The organism is Streptomyces sp. NPDC037242, from assembly GCF_055604165.1.
Genome location: NZ_JBVJUY010000014.1, coordinates 88340 through 108982, shown reverse-complemented (window position 1 = coordinate 108982; position 20643 = coordinate 88340). Strand labels below are relative to the sequence as shown.

At 71.1% G+C, this 20643-nt stretch carries 20 protein-coding genes and 1 pseudogene; 5 read left to right on the top strand and 16 right to left on the bottom strand.

All coding sequences use genetic code 11. From position 1 onward, the window contains the following. Positions 1-317: 317 nt before the first annotated feature. Positions 318-2939, bottom strand: coding sequence for a class III lanthionine synthetase LanKC (gene lanKC / locus ACZ7GJ_RS18715; RefSeq protein WP_470752993.1), 2622 nt, complete (start codon positions 2937-2939; stop codon positions 318-320). A 39-nt stretch (positions 2940-2978) separates the two neighbouring features. Here lanKC and ACZ7GJ_RS18710 point away from each other — a divergent pair, with 39 nt between their 5' ends. Both ACZ7GJ_RS18710 and ACZ7GJ_RS18705 read left to right on the top strand, forming a co-directional pair. Beyond that, positions 2979-3140, top strand: a complete 162-nt coding sequence (locus ACZ7GJ_RS18710; RefSeq protein ID WP_470752991.1) for a hypothetical protein — start codon at positions 2979-2981, stop codon at positions 3138-3140. 44 nt (positions 3141-3184) lie between these two features. Then, positions 3185-4717 (top strand): RICIN domain-containing protein, encoded by a 1533-nt coding sequence (locus tag ACZ7GJ_RS18705; RefSeq protein WP_470752990.1) that lies wholly within the window; start codon positions 3185-3187, stop codon positions 4715-4717. 24 nt (positions 4718-4741) lie between these two features. On the opposite strand, the pseudogene ACZ7GJ_RS18700 reads toward ACZ7GJ_RS18705, so the two are convergent. From ACZ7GJ_RS18700 to ACZ7GJ_RS18655, 10 genes and pseudogenes are all read right to left on the bottom strand, one after another. Further along, positions 4742-4936, bottom strand: a pseudogene (locus ACZ7GJ_RS18700) (ATP-binding protein); the annotation flags it as partial. A 5-nt stretch (positions 4937-4941) separates the two neighbouring features. Beyond that, complete coding sequence (locus tag ACZ7GJ_RS18695; protein ID WP_470753124.1) at positions 4942-5808, bottom strand: formylglycine-generating enzyme family protein; 867 nt, start codon at positions 5806-5808, stop codon at positions 4942-4944. 130 nt (positions 5809-5938) lie between these two features. Further along, positions 5939-7255, bottom strand: coding sequence for a sulfatase-like hydrolase/transferase (locus tag ACZ7GJ_RS18690; protein ID WP_470752988.1), 1317 nt, complete (start codon positions 7253-7255; stop codon positions 5939-5941). Positions 7256-7724: 469 nt separating this feature from the next. Further along, complete coding sequence (locus ACZ7GJ_RS18685; RefSeq protein WP_470752986.1) at positions 7725-8609, bottom strand: ABC transporter permease; 885 nt, start codon at positions 8607-8609, stop codon at positions 7725-7727. Further along, positions 8596-9390 carry an ABC transporter ATP-binding protein gene (locus ACZ7GJ_RS18680; RefSeq protein WP_470752985.1) on the bottom strand — a complete coding sequence of 265 codons (795 nt, stop codon included), beginning with the start codon at positions 9388-9390 and terminating at the stop codon, positions 8596-8598. The genes ACZ7GJ_RS18685 and ACZ7GJ_RS18680 overlap by 14 nt, the downstream gene beginning before the upstream one ends. 41 nt (positions 9391-9431) lie before the next feature. Further along, positions 9432-10541, bottom strand: coding sequence for an ABC transporter substrate-binding protein (locus ACZ7GJ_RS18675; protein WP_470752984.1), 1110 nt, complete (start codon positions 10539-10541; stop codon positions 9432-9434). Between the two features lie 272 nt (positions 10542-10813). Continuing rightward, on the bottom strand, positions 10814-10885 hold the full coding sequence (locus tag ACZ7GJ_RS18670; protein WP_362306379.1) for a putative leader peptide: 72 nt from the start codon (positions 10883-10885) through the stop codon (positions 10814-10816). Between the two features lie 151 nt (positions 10886-11036). Beyond that, a complete protein-coding gene (locus ACZ7GJ_RS18665) occupies positions 11037-11495 on the bottom strand; it encodes an RrF2 family transcriptional regulator (protein ID WP_470752983.1) in 459 nt (152 codons plus the stop codon). A gap of 127 nt (positions 11496-11622) precedes the next feature. Continuing rightward, entirely contained in the window at positions 11623-12834 is a 1212-nt protein-coding gene (locus tag ACZ7GJ_RS18660) for an acyl-CoA dehydrogenase family protein (RefSeq protein ID WP_470752981.1), read from the bottom strand. A 357-nt stretch (positions 12835-13191) separates the two neighbouring features. Further along, positions 13192-13767: a rhodanese-like domain-containing protein gene (locus ACZ7GJ_RS18655; RefSeq protein ID WP_470752979.1), complete on the bottom strand. Its 576-nt coding sequence runs from the start codon at positions 13765-13767 to the stop codon at positions 13192-13194. Between the two features lie 399 nt (positions 13768-14166). Between ACZ7GJ_RS18655 and ACZ7GJ_RS18650 the strand changes: the two genes are divergently transcribed. Continuing rightward, a complete protein-coding gene (locus ACZ7GJ_RS18650) occupies positions 14167-14676 on the top strand; it encodes a PucR family transcriptional regulator (protein ID WP_470752977.1) in 510 nt (169 codons plus the stop codon). A gap of 26 nt (positions 14677-14702) precedes the next feature. Here ACZ7GJ_RS18650 and ACZ7GJ_RS18645 read toward each other — a convergent pair whose 3' ends face one another. From ACZ7GJ_RS18645 to ACZ7GJ_RS18625, 5 genes are all read right to left on the bottom strand, one after another. Further along, positions 14703-15893, bottom strand: coding sequence for a cytochrome P450 family protein (locus ACZ7GJ_RS18645; RefSeq protein WP_470752975.1), 1191 nt, complete (start codon positions 15891-15893; stop codon positions 14703-14705). Further along, complete coding sequence (locus tag ACZ7GJ_RS18640; RefSeq protein WP_470752974.1) at positions 15890-17080, bottom strand: MAB_1171c family putative transporter; 1191 nt, start codon at positions 17078-17080, stop codon at positions 15890-15892. Before ACZ7GJ_RS18640 ends, ACZ7GJ_RS18645 begins: the two co-directional genes overlap by 4 nt. After that, complete coding sequence (locus ACZ7GJ_RS18635) at positions 17077-17604, bottom strand: regulator component (RefSeq protein ID WP_470752972.1); 528 nt, start codon at positions 17602-17604, stop codon at positions 17077-17079. The genes ACZ7GJ_RS18640 and ACZ7GJ_RS18635 overlap by 4 nt, the downstream gene beginning before the upstream one ends. A gap of 252 nt (positions 17605-17856) precedes the next feature. Then, positions 17857-18312, bottom strand: coding sequence for a helix-turn-helix domain-containing protein (locus ACZ7GJ_RS18630; protein ID WP_470752971.1), 456 nt, complete (start codon positions 18310-18312; stop codon positions 17857-17859). 116 nt (positions 18313-18428) lie between these two features. Further along, positions 18429-18575: a hypothetical protein gene (locus ACZ7GJ_RS18625; protein ID WP_470752970.1), complete on the bottom strand. Its 147-nt coding sequence runs from the start codon at positions 18573-18575 to the stop codon at positions 18429-18431. Between the two features lie 49 nt (positions 18576-18624). On the opposite strand from ACZ7GJ_RS18625, the gene ACZ7GJ_RS18620 reads away from it, so the two are divergent. Together ACZ7GJ_RS18620 and ACZ7GJ_RS18615 are read left to right on the top strand one after the other, a co-directional pair. After that, on the top strand, positions 18625-19521 hold the full coding sequence (locus tag ACZ7GJ_RS18620) for a LysR family transcriptional regulator (RefSeq protein WP_470752969.1): 897 nt from the start codon (positions 18625-18627) through the stop codon (positions 19519-19521). Between the two features lie 56 nt (positions 19522-19577). Continuing rightward, positions 19578-20633, top strand: a complete 1056-nt coding sequence (locus tag ACZ7GJ_RS18615) for a tartrate dehydrogenase (RefSeq protein ID WP_470752966.1) — start codon at positions 19578-19580, stop codon at positions 20631-20633. Positions 20634-20643 lie beyond the last annotated feature (10 nt).

Below are 20643 nucleotides of genomic sequence, written 5' to 3'. Positions count from 1 at the left end.
TCCGCCAGCTAAAGAGGGAATGGGATCCCCCCCCCCCCCCCCCCCCCCCCACCCCCCCCCCCCCCCCCCCCCCCCCCCGCACCCCCCCCCCCCCCCCCCCTCTCCCGGGTCCCGGCCGGTTACATCGGGTCGGGGAAGACGTCGCTGATGCTCCAGGCGACGCTGAAGCAGGGGAAGTAGGAATCGGCCTCCGGCTCGGTGTCCAGTGCCTGGAGCGCGAGGATCTGGCTCATGGGTGCTCTCCCTTGTTCTCGGGGTCGGGTCGGTCGGTAACTGCATACCTGGGCACGGAGTGGCTCGCCGCCGTGCCCAGGGGCTCATGCGACGCCCGCCCGGTGCCGCCTGTCGGCTGCCGGGATACGGGGACGCGCGTGGTGGGGCTCCGCGAGGAGCGGGCCGGCCAGCAGGTGGTGCAGGGCCAGCAGGACACCGGCCCCTCCACTGGACAGGTCGGCGGTGAACCGCTGCGAACCCGCTCCGAGGAAGCGGACACCGCGCCGGTGGGGGACGGCGTACTTCAGCAGGCCGGTCGCGGCGCGCACGGCGTCGTGGCGGGCGGCCTCCGTGCCGGTGAGCTCGGCGTGCGCGGTCAGGAACCAGGTCAGTCCGGCCAGCCCCCGGTAGAGGCCCGCCTCCTTCGTGGCGCAGGAGACCCGGATGCCGGCGACCAGCCTCGGCAGCGCCGCGGCGCAGCGTTCGTCCGGCGCGGTGGCCACGTAGCGGGTGAGCACCGTCGCGACTCCGGCCGCGCCCGTGGCCAGGTACGGCATGGCACGGGTGAGCCGCGCGTTGTCGGAGATGGACAGGGCTCCGTCGTCCAGCGGGAAGGTCCGGTCCAGCTCCTGGTGGAGCAGCAGGCGGCCGGCCTCCAGGTAGCGGGCCTCGCCGGTGTCGCGGGCCAGGCGGTGGAGGAAGAGGGCGAGCCCCGAGCGGCCGTGCAGCAGGCCGCGGGCGTCGTGCTCGCCGAGGGTGGCCGACAGGTCGGAGGTGCGCAGCAGGCCCTCCGCTGCCGCGGCGGCCCGCTCCAGGTGGCTGCTCTCCCCGGTCAGCCGGTGCAGGGCGAGCCAGGCCAGGCCGATCCCGGCCCGCCCGCCGGCCAGCGTTCCGCAGGAGACGGTGAGGGGGTGGCCGTCGGCGTCCCGGAGCAGGTCGAGGGCCTCGTCCAGCAGGCCGAGGCCGGCCAGTACCCGGGCGATGCCGGCCGAGCCGACGAGCAGACCGGGGGGCAGCGCGTCGCGCTGTGCCAGCGTGTCGCGGCGCAGTCGTTCGCGGATCGCCTCCGGCACCGCGGCCCCGGCGCGGTGCAGGGCGTGCACCACCCCGGCCGTGCCGTAGGCCAGGCACACGTTGTTGGTCCGGAACGCCTCGGGCGAGGGCGGGAAGGCCCAGTCCGGCCGGTCGGCGTCGGCCATCTCCAGCAGCCCCGCGGTCACCTCCCCGGCCAGCCGGGTGAGGCAGCCGCGCGGGTCGGCGTCCAGCTCGGCGGGGGAGGGCAGGTGGTCGGGTCCGTCCTGGTCCTGCGCCTTGTCTTCCGCGAGGTGGAAGGCGGTGGCCCGCTGCCACAGGTCCTGCGGCGGAGCCACGTCCGCCAGGTCGCGGCGCAGCAGTGCGAGGTTGGCGGGCGCGTGTTCGGCGATTTCGTTGAACGGTGCCAGGAAGGCGAGCGCGACCGCCGACAGGCCGTACCGGTCCTGCAGCAGCGGGTCGGTGTCGGCCCGGAGCAGTCCGGGCGGCGGCGTGAACCCCGGGGTGCCGATTCCGGAGGGCGCCGCGGACAGCGCCGAGGCCGCCTCGAAGTCCACCAGCCGGACCCCGCCTGATGGCGTGACCATGACATTTCCTAGGCTGAGGTCACCGAACCGGTAGCCGGCGGCGTGCAGCCGCTCCAGCGAGGCGTCCACCCCGGCCAGCAGGCGCCGGCAGGCCTCGTAGTACGCGGCGACGGACTCGGCCGTGCGGTCGGCGCGGGCCAGCGGGGAGGACCGGCTCAGCCAGCCCACCAGCGGCTGCCCGGCGACGTACTCGGTGACGAGGAAGTCGTGCTCCCACTCCGTGAAGTGGTCCAGCGGCTCCGGGCCCACCCCGGGGGCGGCCGCGTGCAGGTCGCGCAGCACGCGGTACTCGTGCCGAAGCCGCTGCTGCGCGTCGGTCCCGTCGAAGACCAGGCCGTTGTGGGCGCGGGCCTCCTTGATGAAGACGGTTCGGCCGGTCCGCTGGTCTCGAGCCTGGTACGTGCCACCGGCGTTGCTCAGGCGCACCGCGCGGGTCACCTCGTAGTCGCGGATCAGGATCGGGCCCGCGTGCGGCTGCTCCTCCTGCTCGGCGAAGGGGTCCGTGATCCCCGCAGGCAGGTGGAAGGCGGGCAGCCGCAGGTCCACGACCTCGTGGCCGGAGCCGTCGCGGACCAGCCCCTCCCGGGTGCCGTCGGACCGCAGCCGGCTGCGGGCGCCGAAGGAGCCGTAGCGGTAGTGGACCGTCTGCGAGTCGCGAAAGCGCCGGTCGGTCAGGACGTACGGCCCCTCCTCCCCGTCGAGCGCGTCGCGCAGGCGTTCCAGCAGTCGGCCGGCGGTCGCCGTGTCCGGCGGGTAGATGGCGCAGAACTTGCCCGCCTGGGCCCGGCCGGCGTGCTTGTGGTGGAGGAACAGGAAGAAGAGCCGGGCGCTCAGGTGTTTGAAGGGCACGCCTTCGCAGAAGCAGATCCCGGCGACCGTGTCGAGCACGTGCTGTGCCCGGTCCAGCCGCGCCGACACGTGGATCTTCCAGCCCTGCTCGGCGAGCCCGGTCCCCGGACTGCCCCAGGCCGTCCAGATGCCCTGGGCGGCGCTGCGCAGGCCCGGAGGCACCTCGCCGGGGGCGTAGCGCGGCCCGGGGTCGGCCACGCTGGGCAGCGGCAGGTAGTACTCCCGGTCCGCGAGCGCTTCGCCGAAGCCTTCGAGCACGGAGTCTCCTCGCAGAGTGGTGGGCGGCCACTACCGGCCGTGCCCGACGCTCTTGAAGGTTCACCGTCGGCGGTCGAGCGGTGCTGGTGTGCCGGGCTCGTACTCGATGACTCCCGGGCCGCGACGGTCGACGGCGGTGCCCACAAGCAGTGGACCTACGGCAGCAGCACCGACCTACTGTTGACGTTGACCGCGCTGTAGCCGGTGCAGCCGGCGCGATGCCCCCGTCAGTGAAAGGGACACGAATGCAGAGACATGGCAGGCCTATGGTGCTCGTCGTGGTGGCCGCGTTGATGGCGGGGCTCTTGAGCGGGCTCGGCGCCTGTGCGGCGGAGCGGGCGGCCTCCGTGGACACGGGTGCGTGGTACGTGCTGGTCAACCGTGGCAGTGGCAAGGCGCTGGATGTGTCGGGAGCGAGTGCGGCCGACGGGGCGGCGCTGTCGCAGTGGGCGCGTCATGACGGGGCCAATCAGCGGTTCCGGTTCGTGGAGTCGGGTGGTGGTTTCTACCGGTTGAAGGCGCAGCACTCGGGCAAGGTGCTGGACGTCTCCAACTCTTCCACCGCTGACCGTGCGGACGTCGTGCAGTGGGGTGATGGGGGTGGTGTCAACCAGCAGTTCCGGCTGGCGGCCTCGCCGGACGGTCATGTCCGGCTGATCAACCGCAACAGCGGCAAGGCCGTCGAGGTCCAGAACGCCTCCACCGCGGACGGTGCCAAGGTCGTGCAGTACACCGACCGGGGCGGAGCCAACCAGCAGTGGCAACTGGTCCGCGTATCGGGAGTGTTGGAGCAGGTGCACACCGCGGGGCGGGTCAAGGACGCCGGGGACACGGTGCAGTTCAGCTGGCCCGGCGTGTACTTCGAGGGCCGCGTCAGGGGCACCGGCGTGGGCATCGTACTGAACGACTCGACCGCCGACTACGACGTCCAGGTCGACGGAGCCACCGTCGCCACGCTGGTCACCCCCGGCGACACCACGCACTGGATCAACGGGCTGCGGGACCGCGAGCACACCGTCAGGCTCGTCAAGCGCAACGACAGCCCGGGGGACACCAGTACCTTCGGGGGCTTCCTGGCCGCGCCCGGCGGCGCCGTACTGGGCAGACCGACGGCCCGCAGCCGTCAGATCGAGTTCATCGGCGACTCCCTCACGCTGGGCTACGGCAACCTCTCCACCTCCCGCACCTGCACCTCGGACCAAGTCCAGCGGACCACCAACTCCGATGTGAGCTACGGCGCCCTCATCGCCCGGCAACTGAACGCCGACTACCAGCTCAACGGCTATTCGGGCCTCGGCATGGTGCGCAACAACAACGGAGGCTCGCCGGACGTCACGTACCGGACCTTCTACGACCGCGCCCTGTTGAACGTGTCCGGCGACGTCTGGCAGAACCCGGGCACCTGGCGCCCTCAGCTCGTGGTGGTCAACCTCGGCACCAACGACTTCTCGACCCCCGTCAACCCCGGGGAGCCGTGGACGCCCGACAGCCTCGCGGCCGGCTACCGCAGCGCCTACGGCGACTTCCTCCAGAAGCTGCGCACGCGCTACGAGGCCGGGACGACCATCGTGGCGGTCGGCGCCGGCCCGTACGCCAGCCATGTCCAGCAGGTGGTCAAGGCACGCAACGACGCCGGTGACGACGGGGTCCGCTACTGGTTCCTCGACCACTCGGGCCTGGACTTCCTCGGCTGCAACTTTCACTACTCGGCCCATGACGACCGACTCATCGCCGACCGGCTCACCTCGTTCATCGCCGGTCTGCCGACAGGCTGGTGACGGCTCGCGTTGCCGGTCACGGCACTAGGGAAGGGCCTGCGCGCACCAGATCGTCTTGCCGTTGACGGTGTGCCGGGTGCCCCATCCCCGGGTGAGCCGGGCGACGAGCAACAGGCCCCGGCCGCCCTCGTCGTAGTCGCGGGCCCGGCGCAGGTGCGGAGCGGTGTTGCTCGCGTCGGAGACCTCGCAGATCAGCGAGGTATCGCGAATCAGCCGCAACCAAGTCACAAGCTCATGGCTTCCCGTTGACCGTCCGCAGCCACGCGGAAGCCGATGTTGCCGGTGGAGCTGTCGGGTGTGTTGGAGCTGCGGGCCGCGACGCGGTAGCGGTTGCAGTACGAGTCGTGGCAGAGGTAGGAGCCGCCGCGCATCACGCGGCTGCCTCCGGGGGCGAACCGGTCGGCGCACCATTCCCATACGTTGCCGACGGCGTTGTAGAGGCCGAAGCCGTTGGGACGGAAGGACTTCGCCGGTGCCGTGCCCTCGTGGCAGTCCTCCGCGGTGTTGAAGGTGGGGAAGTCGCCCCGCCAGATGTTGCACATGTGGCGGCCGTCCGGGGCGAGGTCGTCGCCCCACGGGTAGCGCCGCTGTTCGAGGCCGCCGCGGGCCGCGTACTCCCATTCGGCCTCGGTGGGCAGGCGGGTGCCGGACCAGGCGCAGTAGGCCTGGGCGTCGTTCCAGGAGACGTGGATGACGGGGTGGTCCTGTCGTGCGGTGACGGACGAGCCGGCGCCCTCGGGGTGTCGCCAGCTCGCGCCGGGGACGGCCCGCCACCAGGGGACGGCCGCCACGGACTGTGACACGGCGGCGACCTCGTCCGGAAGGAAGGGGCCGAAGACGAAGGAGAAGCCGAAGTGTTCGGCTTCGGTGACGTGGCCGGTGGCTTTGACGAAGGTGGCGAACTGGGCGTTGGTCACCGTCGTGGGGGCGATGCGGAACGGGTCGACGGCGACCTCGCGCACCGGCCCCTCGCCGTCGGCCGGGAAGCCGTCCGGGTCGTCGGTGCCCATGAGGAAGAGCCCGCCCGGCAGGTCGATCAGCCGCCGGGCGGCCCGCTGGGCGTCGGCGGCGACGGGCGGCCGCGGTGCCAGGGAGAGCGCGACGGCGGGGGCGTCACCGTGTCCGGGGGTGCAGCAGGAACGCCTGGCGGCTCCGTCGGTGTGGGCGGGCGGGGGCGGGTGCCCCGCGGGCGACGCCGCGGGGCACCCGGGGCGGGTCGTGCTAGGAGGTGCGGTCGGCGGCGAGCTGTGCCGCCAGGGCGGGGATGCCCAGGTTCTGTTCGTCCGCCGGGGTGGCCTGGTACAGCTTGTTCGTCAGCTGGTGGGGGTCGTTGGTGAGGTCGTAGTACTCGCGGAACTTCACCTGTCCGGTGCCGGACACGTTGCCGTTGCCGTCGGTGGTGAGGTCGTAGTACTGCGTGTACTGCTCGTTCTTGGCGACGTACGACGACCAGGTGGGCGGACCGCCCGCGTTCGCGCCCTGCGCCCACCACTCGACGAGCAGGTGGTCACGGCTGTACGAGGAGAGCAGGGACCGGCCGTCCACCGAGTGCGAGGGGGTGATCCCGGCCGCGTCCAGGACCGTGGGGGCGATGTCGACGTTGGCGGTGATGCGGTTGTCGGTGGTCCCCGAACTCAGGCCGCCGGCCGGCCAGGAGAGGTAGAACGGCACCTCGTGCGCCGGGCGGTAGGGCACCGACTTCTTGGTCCAGCCGTGGTCGGCCCAGCCGAAGCCGTTGTCGGCGATGTAGATGACCAGGGTGTTGTCGAGCTGTCCGAGCGCCTGGAGCTTGTCCTTGAACGCCTGGACCGTGTCGTCGACGGTGAGCAGGGTGCGCAGCTGCTCCTCACGGATCTGCTGCCCGTCGGCGAGGGTTCCGGTCGCGTTCCGGATGTAGGCCGGTTTGTCGCTACGGTCGTTCTCCGGTACGGACGGTCGGCCGTTCCAGTCGGGGACGGCCGTGTCGGCGTACTTCGCCTCGGGTGTGCGCGGGCCGTGGGAGGCGTAAGGGGTGACGTACGCGAACCAGGGCCGGGTATCGGCGGTCGCCTCGTCGAGGAAGCCCAGGGTGCGGTTCTTGATGATGTTGGTGGTGTATCCGTTGATGGTCTGGACCGTGCCGTTGACGTTCCACTGTGCGTTGACGTAGCCCGGCTGGAGCAGGGCGAAGTCCTCGAAGTGCGGGGGGTTGTCCGACAGGGTCCAGGAGTTGGGCCACTTGCCGAACAGCCCGGTGCGGTAGCCGGCCTGCTTCAGGTACCGGGGCAGGGTGGTGTTCTGGTCGAGGGTGGTGACGTGCCCGTCGGTGAACTTCACGCCCTGGTCGGCCAGCCAGGCCGTGGTCTTCGGCAGTGCCCATTCGGTGTGCTTGGGCTGGTCGTCCGTGACGATGAGCAGGATGTTGGGCCGGGTTGCGGCGGTGGCGGGACTGGCTGCCGCCGCCTGGGCGGTCGCGGGAACCGTCGCGGCGGCCGCGGCGGCCGCCGTACCGGCGAGGAATCCGCGGCGGCTCACTCGCGGTCTGCTGTTGTCGCTCATGGGATGTCTTCTCCTGGTTCCGCAGCGCGTACGGGCACGGCAGACCGACTGCCGTGACGGGGTGGAAGAGAGACTCGAGTCGGGCATCGACCGGCCGGGCCCTTCGGGGCGGGCCGGTGTGATGTGCCAGGTGGGGATCCCGTGCGAAGGGACGTGATTACCGTCGTGCCCTGGAGATCGGACACAGGGCGCTCGCCAGCCTGCCCGGATCGAGGTGGCGGCGAGCAGTGAGAAGGCTTCCTGCTGCCATGCCGATGAGGTTAAGGGCGCGGGTGGGGCTGGTCCATGTACGGCTTGTGAAATGTGGAACTCCGCCTGCGAGGCCCTGGGTTGACCGGGGAGGTCGCAGGCGCGCGGGGCTGTCCCCCTTCCGTACGCAGCAGCACCGACTCCGCGGTGAACGATGTCTCCGCGGAGACGGTGCTGCCGTGTCGGGCGGGGTGTCCCGTGTCGAGCGCGATCCGTTCGGTCAGCTCTTGACCAGGAGGCCGCGGGTGCGCAGGACCCGTCGTTCGATGGGGCTGAAGATGAGGAGGTCGATGGCGATGCCGACGACGAGGATGAGGATGATGGCGAGGAACACGCCGGGGAGGTCGATGTTGTTGCGGCCGTTTTCCAGGAGTTGGCCGAGTCCGAGTCCGAGGTCGGGGGAGGAGGCGATGATTTCGGCGGCCATCAGGGAGCGCCAGGAGAAGGCCCAGCCCTGTTTGAGGCCGGCGAGGTAGCCGGGGAGTGCGGCGGGCATGACGATGTGTCGGGCGCCTTGCAGGCCGGTGGCGCCGAGGGTGCGTCCGGCGCGGAGGTAGAGCGGGGGGATCTGGTCGATGCCGGAGACGAGGCCGTTGGCGATGGAGGGGACGGCGCCGAGCAGGATGACGGTGAACATCATGGCGTCGTTGAGACCGAACCAGAGGACGGCCGGGGGTACCCAGGCGACGGAGGGCAGGGACTGCAGGCCTTGGAGGATCGGGCCGATGGCTGCGCGCACGAACTTCACCCGGGCGACGAGCAGTCCGAGCGGGGTGCCGATGGCCAGGGCCAGCAGGAAGCCGAGCAGGCCGCGGGAGACGGAGGTCCAGATGACGTCGAGGAGGGTCCCCTTCAGCCACATGTCGGTCAGGCTGTCCCACACCGCGGACAGCGGGGGCAGTTTGGTCTCCTGGGTGACCTTCGTGGCGACGAGGATCTGCCAGACCAGGAGTACGAGGCCGCCGGCCAGGACCGGGGGGAGGACCTTCTGGGTGAGGACCTCGCGCAGGGGGGTGCGGTGGGTCTGGACGGCGTCGAGGGCGTCGAGGCCGGCCTCCAGTCCCGCGAGGTCGTCGGTTTTCGCCTTTGTGTCAGTGCTGGCCATGGCGGCGGATCTCCCCACGCAGGTGTTCGGTGATCTCAAGGGACAGCTCGGCGACGTCGGCGTCCTCGATGCGGCGGGGCTGGGGGATGTCCACGGTCCACTCTTTTGCGATGCGTCCGGGGCGTGAGGAGAGCAGGACCACGCGCTGGGCGAGGCGCACGGCTTCGCGGACGTTGTGGGTGACGAAGAGGACGGAGAGGTTCGTCTCGTCCCAGATGCGGGTGAGTTCGCCGTGGAGGACGTCGCGGGTGATGGCGTCGAGCGCTGCGAACGGTTCGTCCATCAATAGCAGTTGGCTGTCCTGGGCCAGCGCCCGGGCGAGGGCGACGCGTTGGCGCATGCCGCCGGACAGTTCGTGGACGCGCTTGCCGTGGGCGCCGCCGAGGCGGACGAGGTCCAGGAGCCGTTCGGCTTCCGCCTTGCGGTCGGCTTTGGGTACTCCGCGCAGGCGCAGGGCGAGTTCGATGTTCTTGCCGGCGGTGAGCCAGGAGAAGAGGGCGTGTTCCTGGAACATGAGCGCGGGGCGGCCGCCGGGGGTCTCGATGGATCCCGCGGTCGGCTTGTCGAGGCCGGCGACCAGGTTGAGCAGGGTGGACTTGCCGCAGCCGGAGGCTCCCAGGATGGTGACGAACTCTCCGGGAGCGACATCGAGGCTGATGTCGTCCAGGACGAGCTGCGATCCGGCCGGGCCCGTGAAGGACTTCGAGACGTGCTCGATCCGGGCGGCGTGCGCATGCTGCGCTACGGCGGTCTCGGCAGCCTTGGCGAGTGTCGTGGCCATGGTCGTCACCTCCTGGGATTGCTGGATTGCTGGCTTACGGGTTACTTGGCGCCGAGGCCGGCGTCGGAGACGGTGGGCTTCCCGGCGGCCTTGAGGACCTTGTTCAGGAGCGTCAGGTCGTAGATGCCGTTCAGGTCGGGCTGCTCGATGAGCTTGGCCTTCACCGCCCAGTCGGACTGCTTCTTCAGCGTCGCGGCCAGCGGGTCGTCGGTGACCGAAATGCTCGGCCACGCCGGGTCGATGACCTTCGCGTCCAGCGGCTTGCCGCCCTCGGCCGCGAGCCTCGCGTTCGCGGAGGCCTTGGCCTTGTCCTGGTTGGCGTGGATCCACTCGTTGGTCTTCACCGTGCCGCGGAGCACGGCCTCGACGACGTCGGGGTGCTCCTTGAGGAACTTCTGCGACACGATGATGTTCGTGATCACGAACTTGTTCTCGGGCCACAGGCTGCCCTCGTCGAGGAGGACGGAGCCGCCGTCGGAGACGAGCTTGGAGGCGGTGGGCTCGGGCACCCAGGCGCCGTCGATCGAGCCCTGCTTGAAGGCGTCCGGGGTCACCTTGTTGTCGGTGCGGACGACGGAGACGTCACCCTTCCCGGACTCCGGGTCGACCTTCCAGCCCTTCTCGGAGATCCAGTTGAGGAACGCGACGTCCTGCGTGTTCCCCTTCTGCGGGGTGGCGATCTTCTTGCCCTTGAGGTCGTCCAGGGTCTTGATCTTGTCCGGGTTCACGACCAGCTTCACGCCGCCGGAGGCCGAGCCGGAGATGATCCGCAGATTCTGACCCTTGGACTTCACGTAGCCGTTGATCGAGGGGGAGGGGCCGATGAAACCGATATCGAGAGAGCCCCCGTTGAGGGCCTCGATCTCGGACGGACCGGCGTTGAAGGACTGCGGCTTGACCTTGGTGCCGCCCAGCTCCTTCTCGATCAGGCCCTCCTGGAGACCGACCAGAGCGGTCGCGTGCGTCAGGTTCGGGAAGTACCCGATGCGCACCTCCGAGGCCGACAGCGGCTTGTCTCCGGTGGCCGCGACCTTGGCCTTGTCGTCTTCCTTCTTCGCCTCGGAGCCGTAGCCGCAGGCGGTGAGCAGCAGGGGCAGCGTCGCTGTGACGGCGATGGCGCGCAGGACGGTGAGCGATCTTGCGGCAGACACGGAAGTGTCCTTTCACGGGATGGTGTTCACGGAGGTACGGAGATGGGTGACGCAAAACCATCGACACACACGGAAACCACTCCCGGCCGTCGTCGCGGGATCGCGGTCGCAGGCTGGGGAACGGATGGGTGTCGGATGGCGCACCCGCGCTTGAAGGCACACGGATGGTGAGGTCGGCCGAGGGGCCTGCCCCGGCCGGCGGCGAGCGGGGCGGCGCAGCGCGCTCCACGATGCTGTGCGCGTGGAGTCAGCGTCAGGCCCTGCGAATGGGGTCAGGCAGGCTGACAGATGGCGCTGGACGTACGGACCAGGTCGATGTGTCGGCGGGAGGTCAGGGGCAGCATCCGGCCTGCACGATGCAGTGTTCGCATGGCCACCTCACGGATTCCTAGTTTTCCCACCTGGTTGGTAGGCATATTGGCAGACGGGGGCACTCGCCCCAAGAGGCTGACCATATGGTGGACGCCTATGTCTCGTGATGCGAGACATTGCAGGTCAGGGATTGGTCCAGGCGTCAGGGGCGTGGGCCAACGCGGACACGTCAGCGGGCAGGTCGGACGATGCGACGTCGGCGAGTGACACGCCGTCGAGGATCTCGCGCACATTGGCCCGCAGCGCGATCCACAGGGGGAGCAGCGACTCGGCGGGGCCGGTGTAGGAGAGGTCCGGTGGGCGGACCCCGCGCACCGAGACGAGCGGTCCGTCCACGACGCGGATGACATCCGCGATGCTGATGGACTGGGCGGGCTTGGCCAGCCGGTAGCCGCCGTTGCCGCCGCGCTGGCTGAGCACGAGACCGCCTCGGCGCATGTCGTTGAGGATGCCCTCAAGGAACTTGTGCGGGATGTCCTGGGCGTCGGCGATGGCTTCGGCCTTCAGTGGCCCGCCATCCTGTGACGCGGCAAGCTGCAGTGCGGCACGTACCGCGTAGTCCGCCCTGGCTGAGATCCGCATACGGACATTATCCCGTACGCATTCGCCCTGCGTCCGCCGCGGGTGGGCCGCCGGCTGCCGGACAGGTGCTCGTGCCCGGCAGCCGAGGGGCCCAGGTCGCGGATCCGCATCCATGCGGCGCCTCGCGTCAGTGGAAGGCCTCCGCCACCGCGCGGTGGGAGCCGTTGAGGTAGTGCTCGCCGATGGAGCGCAGGCGGTGCGCGACCGGGCGGTGGGCCGTCAGGACGCGGGCGTTGCGCCAGAACCGGTCCAGGCCGGGGGCGTCGGCGAGTTCCAGCACCCGGGCGGTGATGTGAAGGGCGGCCTGCGAGGTCACGGTCTCGGCCGTGGCCACCAGGGCGGCGACGCCCGCCGGCACCTCGGCGTCGAGCTGCGCGCCGGTGTCGAGGGCCTGCGCCATCACCTCCGTCGCCCCCTCGACCACGGCGGTGGCCGCCTGAGCGGCAGAGGCGAGTTCCCCGTACGTGAGGAAGAGGTCCGGGTCCGCACCGGGCGGCCGGTGCGCGCGGCCGCCCCTGCTGAGGTCGCGCGCTTCGATGAGGGCGGCTTCGGCGATGCCGAGGCCGACGTGGCACAGGGCGAGCCGGAGCGCCGGCTCGGCGAGGGCGGTGAAGGGCGCGGTCGACTCCTCGTCGTGCGGCCGGCGGCCCAGCACCTGCCCGGGCGTGACGGTGACCCGGTCGAGGAGCACCTCGCCCGCGCCGGCGACGCGTTGGCCGAGGCGGTCGTGGGCTGGCTCGATGGTCAGGCCCCGCGCACCGGGTGGGATCCGTACGACCAGGACGTCACCCGTCACGGCGCAGACGGCGTCCACCACGATCTGGTCGGCGACGGCCACCGCCGTATCCACGGACCGGTACCCGCTCAGCACGTAGTCGGTGTTGCGCGGCCTCAGTGTGAGGTCCGGTCCATCGGTGTCGTCTTGGGGTGCGGGAGGGCGGACGGCGCCGGTCCACAGCCACTGCTCGCGCACCGACTCCTCTTCGAGGGCGGTCGCCTGGTGGTGAGTCGCGTAGAAGCGTCCGCTCCACGCGTGGACGTAGTGGCGGGCGAGCATGTCGCCGATGGAGCTGTCCGCCGCGGCGATCTCCCGTATGACGGCGCATCCGGTACGCCAGTCCGTCCCTCGGCCGGGGCCGGGCGGGGTGAGGGCCGCAGGCAGGCCGGCCTCGCGCAGCCGGGCCGTCTCGTCGGTGGGCGGCTTGCCCGCCTGGTCGCGGGCGATGGCGTCCGCGGCGAGGTCGTCCGCCACATCGCGGGCCGTACGCAGGAGCGTGCGGCGCTGCTCGTCGGCGGATCGGTGGGCGGTGGGGCTCGGTGTCGTCCGTATGGGCGTCACCGGCAGGCCCGTGTGTCGCTGCCCGGTGCGGGGGCCGGGCGGTCAGCGGTGCCATGGGGGGTGGCGGTGGTCATGTCGGCTGCTCCGGAAGGTTGTTGGGCGGCGTCGGCCGGTTGCTGGGAGGCGCGCGAGGGGTCGGGGGTGGGGGGCGCGGGCCGGTCGCGCCCGGGCGGTGCGGTACACGGGCCGTTCCGCTGGCCGCACTTCACCAAATCCCCACCTTTCCCATCGGATTGATAGGAATACTCGCTCGAAGCGACCTTCCCGGCAAGAGCGTGACCGGATGATGGACAAGCGGATCTCGGGATGAAAGACGATGCAGGTCAGCGACCCGGCTTGTGGGCCGGGTCGCAGCCGTCAGTCGCGCAGTCTCTCCAGGGCGGTGTCCAAAGGCTTCTTCCCCCGCTGGTTGAACGGCAGTTTGCCGAGTACGACCGCCATGCCGCAGGTGTCGGTGAGGGCCGAGAACACCAGACCTGCCGCGATCCCGGCGGACAGCAGCTGGAACGCCGGATGGACGAACCGGCCCAGGCCCAGGCCCAGCAGCACGATGCTGCCCGCGGTGAAGCGGACCTGGCGCTCCATGGCCCAGACGGCTCGCGGCCGACTGTCCGGGCGCTGAAGCCCGTGACCACCGGCGATCCAGGCCGTAGTGCCGCCGGTCAGAATCGCGGCAGGGATGCCGTGGGAGGCCAGGGTCCCGGCGGCGTTGTCCGAGCGGGCGCCCGAGGCGCACACCAGGAGGAGCGGCTTGCGTCCGGCGGCCTGCCGGAGCTCCGGCAGGGCCCGTCCGATGCGGTCGAGCGGGACGTTGACGGAGTCCGGGAGATGGCCGGACGTGAACTCGGCGGGGGTACGGACATCGACGACGGTCAGCCCGTGGAGGCGGGGCTGCGCCTCGCTGACGCTCAATGCGGCGACGGAATCACTCACGGCCCGTCAGGCTACATCGGTGCGGGACTTCGCCGCAGGGACCGTGCTCCGAGCCGGAGCGCCTCGGTCGCCCTGTGGTGAGTCCGCATATGCAAGGTCTCACTGCGCAAACAGCTCATAGATGCGGGTTCAATCCACTGCTACGGTACGCAGCTGCCCCCCACCGTACTGGGCGCCATCCTGCGGAGATCCGAGGAGATGGATCCCATGAACCTTGTCCTGCGCCAACACTCCAGCCGACGGGGCCGGGCTCTCGCCCTCGTGGCGGTGCTGCCCTGGCCGTGGCCGTGCCCCTCGCCGCGTACGCCAGTTCCGTCGGCGTCACCGTCCGCACCCCCGGAGCCACGGCCTCGCCCACCACGGTCCGCGTACGCCGTCACGGCTCTGCACGGCAGCGCCGTGGCCGTCGTCTCCGGTCCGTCTCCCCGCGCCACCCTGGAGTCGGTCTGGCCGCTGCTGCACGCGGGCGACACGACGACGCTCCTCCACGCCGGCATCAGTTCCGCCGTCCTCGCGCCGGACGGCCTCGAAGGCGCCCTGCGGGAAGCCCGCTACGGCCTGGACTCGGCCCGTAGCGTGTCACCCGACCGCTCGGGGGTGGCCGATGCCGGGAGGTTCACCACGCTCGCCGACCTCCTGACGGGCGTTCCGCCCGAGGTCCGCGGTGCCTTCGCCGCCCGCGTCCTGGGACGCCTCGCAGCGCCGGACGACGCGTCGGCCTCCACGCTGCTGGAAACGCTGGAGATGTTCCTCGCCCACAACGGCTCATGGGCGCGCACGGCCGAGGCCCTCCATCTCCACGTCAACACGGTGCACTACCGCATCCAGCGCATCGAGGCCTTCACCGGGCGCGACCTCTCCCGCCTCGACCACCGCCTCGACCTCCGCGCGGCGCTGCTGTGCCGGTGACGACCCCGCCCCGATGAGTCCGCGTGTCAGGCGAGGGTGAGGGGGAGGGTGGCCAGGCCGCGGGTGAGGCGGGTTCGGCGCCAGGTCAGGGACTCCGCGGGGGCGGCCAGGCGCGTGTTCGGGAAGCGGGTCACCAGGGCGCGGAGGGCGATTTCCGCCTCAGCCCGGGCCAGGGGGGCGCCGGGGCAGCGGTGGATGCCGTGGCCGAAGGAGAGATGGCCGCCGGCGTCGCGGTCGAGGTCCAGGTGGTTCGGGTCGGGGAAGGCCGCCGGGTCGCGGTTCGCGGCGCCGGGGGCGATGAGTACCGGGTAGCCCGCCGGGATGTCGATCCCGCCGATGCTCAGATCCTGCGTGCTGTGGCGGAAGGTGGCCACGCTCACCGGGGAGTCGAAGCGGAGCAGTTCGTCGAGGGCGCCGGGGATCAGGTCCGGGTCCCGGCGCAGGCGGTCGAACGCCTCCGGGTTCCGAAGCAGGGCCAAGACGGCGTTGCCGATGAAGTGGGTGGTGGTCTCGTGCCCCGCGACCAGGAGGAGCGCGGCCAGGGAGACCGTCTCGTCCCGGTCGAGGCCGCCCTCCTCACAGTCGCGCACGAGGGAGTGCAGCGGGCCGTCACCGGGGGTGGCGCGGGCCGTGTCGACGAGGTGGGTGAGGTAGTCGCCGATGCGGTGCGACGCGGCGTCGATGCGGTCGGAGTCGGTCGCGTCGAAGAGGTCGCGGGACCAGCCGGCGAGCGCGGCGCGGTCGGCCTTCGGCACACCCAGCAGCTCGCAGACGACGGTGACCGGCAGGGGTACCGCCAGATCCGCCACCAGATCGATGTCCGTGCCCGGTCGCCACGCGGCCATGAGGCCGTCCACCACCTCGGTGATGTACGGGCGCAGCGCGCGGACGCGCCCGGTGGTGAACAGGGGCGTCGCCACCCGCCGGTGGCGGGTGTGCTCGGGAGGATCGCTCGCCAGCATGTTGCGGGAGATCGCCGGGTGCAGGTCGCGGTTCGAGGGCCGGTCGGCGAAGAACCGGGCCGTGTCCTTGGACAGGCGGGGGTCGGTGAACGCCTCCCGGGCCTCGGGGTGGCCGGTGATCAGGTACGCGTGGTGGCCGCCGGAGCCGGTCGGGATCCGTCGGACGGGGCAGCCTTCGCGCAGCCGGTCGTAGGTGGGGTAGGGGTCAGCGAAGAAGCGCGGGTCGCGCAGGGGGTCCTGCCGCGGGGCGCTCACGAGGCCGCGCCCGCGGTCTCGGGGGCCGGGCGGCGTGCGTGGGCCTGCGCCACGAGCAGCAGCCACGCGGTCTCCGCCGGGAGGTCGCCCTTGCGGGAGCGGGTGCCCGCGGCGGGCGGGGCCTCCTCGCCGTCGGGGAGGAGCCCGGTGCGCTTCGCCTCGACGGCTGCGGAGATGACCGCCGCCTCCACCTCCGCGTCGCCCTCGGGGGTGTCGGCCGCACCCCGGCGGGCGACCTCGGCGGCCGCGGCGTCCCGTACCGACGCCTGGCGGTACCGGCGCAGGGCCAGCACGCAGTCGTTGATCTCGATGACCCGGCGGTGGAGGTGGAAGTCGAGGTCGTGGGCGTCGGCTTCGGCGGTGTCCGGGTCGAGTACGACCTCGGGGACCGCCGAGGTGACCTCCCGCCACAGGGGTTCCAGCGCGGCGAACGAGTTACGTTCCCAGCGGCGGCGGCGCAGTTGGCTGAGCGGCCACAGCAGGGCGGGGAGGGTGAGCCCGACGGTGATGAGGAGTACGGCGACGGCGGGCGCGGTCACGCTGAACGTGCAGCGGAAGGGGGTCAGCGGCGTCGAGCAGCGGGCGTGGTCGGGCACGAGGCCCAGACCGAGGCCGATGGAGACCAGGGCGAAGAGCTTGTACGCGGCGTAGACGAGGGCGAAGCCGCAGCCGACCGAGGTCGTGCGCAGGCCCCAGCGCTGACTGCGGCGGGTCGAGCGCTTGGACTGCGCCCAGGTCTGCAGCAGGAAGTCCTTGGCCGTGTACCCCAGGTAGGAGATGTAGATGAGCACGTAGCACGCGTACAACGCCGGGTTTCGTCCGGTGAGTTGTTCGGCGGCGAAGAAGGCGGCCATGCCCGCGACGGAGACCGCGAGGGCGATGACGCGCAGCCGGATCTGCCGTTGGGCCTGTTCGCGGTCGAGGTTGAGCTGGAAGAGGAAGGCGAGGACCGAGGTGGCCGCCGTCAGGGTGAAGGTGTTGCTGAGCAGCCGGGCGACGTGGGGGACGACCGATTCGACCGCGCGCTCAACAGCGGGGGCGTAGGAGGCGAAGGCGAGGGCGAACGAGGTCAGCAGCGCCGCCATCGCCCAGGTGCCCGTGGGGCGGTGCCCGCCACGTCCTCGCACCCAGTAGGCGGCGAAGCACAGCAGCACGAGGGCGGTGCCCGTGAAGAGGATGTTGATCATTTCCGGTGGCGCTTCTTCCTGTGTGGCTCGGCGAACAGGGCGTCCCAGCTCTCGGCGCCGCTGGCGGGCCGGCTCGGTGGGCTTTCGCGTCCCCGGTACATGAGTTGCCGGATCACGCTGGCCATCACCTCGGCCTCGCGTTCGTCCTCGCTGGTGTAGCTGGTCCGGCCGGACATGCGCTGGACGAGGGTGGGGCTGAACCCGATCGCGTGCAGGGTGTCCTGGTCCAGTTCCAGGCTGCCGGGGTGGTCGCAGATGATGTGGCTGATCTCGTGGGCCAGGATGTGGTTCTGGTGGAGGGCGGAGGTGGCCTCCTCGTAGAACAACAGGTCGGCGTCCGGGGTCTCCAGACGAATGCCGCACGGGGCGTCCGTAGCGCCCAGGGTGCTCAGCGGGCGCAGGATGATGGGGCGTCCGCGTTGTTCGGCCACGGCGTCGCGCAGGTCGCGGGTGCTGAAGCGGTGGGGGAGCCGAAGTGCCTCGACGCGCGCCTCACACCTGGCGCGAAGCTGCTCAAGGTCCATGTCCTCACTCTGGTGACGCCGGTCGGGGGTGGTCGGCCGGTGCGCAGCTGTCCCTGGGAAGCCCGGTACGCGCCCGGCGCGCCCCAATGCTGACATGATCACGACTTCGTTCCGAGGGCGGGGTGCCGCGCCGGCCGCCGCCGTCGGGCCCTGCGGCCTGGGAATGCCGGGCTTGTGCCGGGAAACGCCTGATGCCCCCCTGTCGACGAGCGACTACAGGGGGGTGTCGTGTGGATGGTCGTCTCAGTAGCCTCAGTCGTCCAGGTTCAGGTCCTGGGCGGCGTCGTCGGTGGTGAGTCCTTCGAGTTTCCGGGCCTGTTCGATCACGGTGGACAGCATCTTCAGGCTGTCGACGCTCAGGCCGTTGGCGCGCAGGGCCACCTTGCGGACGTCCTGGTCGCGCATGGCGGCGAGGAGGTCGATCTCGGCCCTGGTGCGTTCGGCCGCCGCGCTGTCGACGAAGTAGCCCGCCGGTACGCCGAAGAAGTCGGCCAGGGCCTTGATGGTGTGCCGCGTCGGGTTCCGTTTGGCGCCGGTGCGCAGCTGCTGGATGGCGCTCGCCGTCACCCCGCGCCCCTCGCCGGTCGCGGCCCTGCGGATCCCCTCGGCGACCTCCGCGTAGGTGTAGGGCCCCCGGGAAGGGGGGTGCACCTCACGGAAGAGGTGGTCCAGGAGTTGGGCGAAGGTGGGCGACTGGTCATCCTCCATGTACATGGCCTCCTTGGCGTGATGCCGAGCCTTTGCCCACCACAGTGTTTCTCGAAGCCCCTCGGGCCGGCACCGGCAACACTCTGGTTGACGCCGGACAGTCACTCTGGTGTACGTTACCAATGCTTCGCCGCCACTGAAGTGTCGAGGGGGAGGGTGGCGGCGGCGCCGGCCGGGTCGTCGGGGTCGAGCTTCACGGGGGTGAGCTCGGCCGACGGCCCGTCCGTGCGGTGCTGTGCCGCCTCGGGGTATTGCGCATTCATGGCGACCGTCAATATTATTCGATCCACCGTTGGGCGGAGGTTCGAAACCGTGGACTTCCGGCAGCTGACGTACTTCCTCGCCATCGTGGACCACGGCGGCTTCAACCGCGCGGCCGCGGCACTCTACGTATCCCAGCCGTCCCTGTCGCAGGCCATCCAGGTCCTGGAGCGCGAACTGGACAGCAGCCTGTTCCACCGGGTGGGCAGGAAGGTGGTCCTCACCGAGGCCGGCGCCGCACTGGTTCCATCGGCCCGCGAAGCCCTGCGCGCCCTGGAGCTGGCCAGGGCCGGGGTCGGCGCCGTGCGCGAACTACGCGCCGGGCGCCTGGAGATCGCCTCCATGCCCTCGCCCACGATCGAACCCCTCAGCAGCATGGTCCAGCGCTTCGCCGAACGCCATCCGGCGGTGTCGCTCAGCCTGCGCGTGGCCCTCACCCGCGAGGATGTGGTCGAGATGGTGCGCACGGGAGGCTGTGAACTCGGACTGCTGGCCACCACCTCGTGGCCGCTGCCGAACGCGGACGTCGTCCCGCACCGTGTCGGAGACCACCGGCTCGTCCTGGTCAGCCCGCCTGACGGCCCCTTCCCGGCCGGCCGGCCGGTTCGACGCGAACAGCTCGAAGGGCACCGGCTGATCGTCGGGCAGCGCGGGACCGGGATCCGCGCCTACGTCGACGACCTGAAGGCACAGGGGATCGACGTCCGCATCGCGGTGGAGACCGAACACCGCATGGCCTTCCTCCCCCTGGTGCTCGGGGGCGTCGGACTGGCGGTGGTGACGGAGTCCTGGGCCGACCTGTCACAGCGGGCGGGAGCCCTCGTCCTCGATCTGGAGCCGGCCTGCATCCAGCACAACGTCCTGGTGAGCCGCAAGGCGCGCCTGACGCCGGCCGCCCGTGCCTTCCTGGAGCTCGCCGTCCCACCGACTCATAGGGACGGCCTATGAGTCGCATCGGGGATACGTGTTGGACCCGGACCGTCCCGATTGCTGGAATTCGAGGCATGACGAACCACAGCATCGCCCTCATCCCCGGTGACGGCATCGGCACCGAAGTCCTCCCGGCGGCATGCGAGGTCCTCGACACCGTCGGGAAGCGCCACGGCATCACCTTCACCTACGAGCGATTCGACTGGTCCTGCGAGCGCTACCTCCGCCACGGCTCGATGATGCCCGAGGACGGACTGGAGCAGCTCCGCCGGCATGACGCGATCCTGCTCGGCGCCGTCGGCCACCCGGGCGTGCCGGACCACGTCTCCCTGTGGGGGCTGCTCATCCCCATCCGCCGGGCCTTCGCCCAGTACGTCAACCTCCGCCCGATCCGAGTCTTCGACGGTCTGCCCAGCCCCGTACGGGCGGCCGGCCCCGGCGAAGTGGACTTCGTGGTCGTCCGGGAGAACACCGAGGGCGAGTACAGCGAGATCGGCGGTCGGATGAACCGCGGCGGCCCCGACGAAATGGCCGTGCAGCAAGCCGTGTTCACGCGGACGGGGGTGACCCGGGTCCTCGACTTCGCCTTCCGCCTCGCCGAACGGCGCGGCGGCACCCTCACGTCGGCGACGAAGTCCAACGGCATCGTGCACACCATGCCGTTCTGGGACGAGCTCGTCGCCGAACGCTCCGCCGAGCACCCCGCGGTCGAGTGGAACCAGGAGCACATCGACGCACTGGCCGCCAAGCTCGTCCTCGACCCCGCACGCTTCGACGTCGTCGTCGCGTCCAACCTCTTCGGGGACATCCTCAGCGACCTGGCGGCGGCGGTGGCCGGCGGCATCGGCATCGCTCCGTCCGCCAACCTCGACCCGACGGGCGAACACCCCTCCATGTTCGAGCCGGTCCACGGATCCGCCCCCGACATCGCGGGGCAGGGCATCGCCAATCCGATCGGCGCGATCTGGTCCGCCGCCATGATGCTCGACCACCTCGGCCACACCGGGGCCGCGGCCGACGTCAACGACGCCATCGCCCGCGTCCTGGCCACCACCCCGGTACGCACGCGCGACCTCGGCGGCCGCGCCTCCACCGCCGAATTCACCTCCGTGGTCCTTCAGCACCTCTGACGGGACGCGG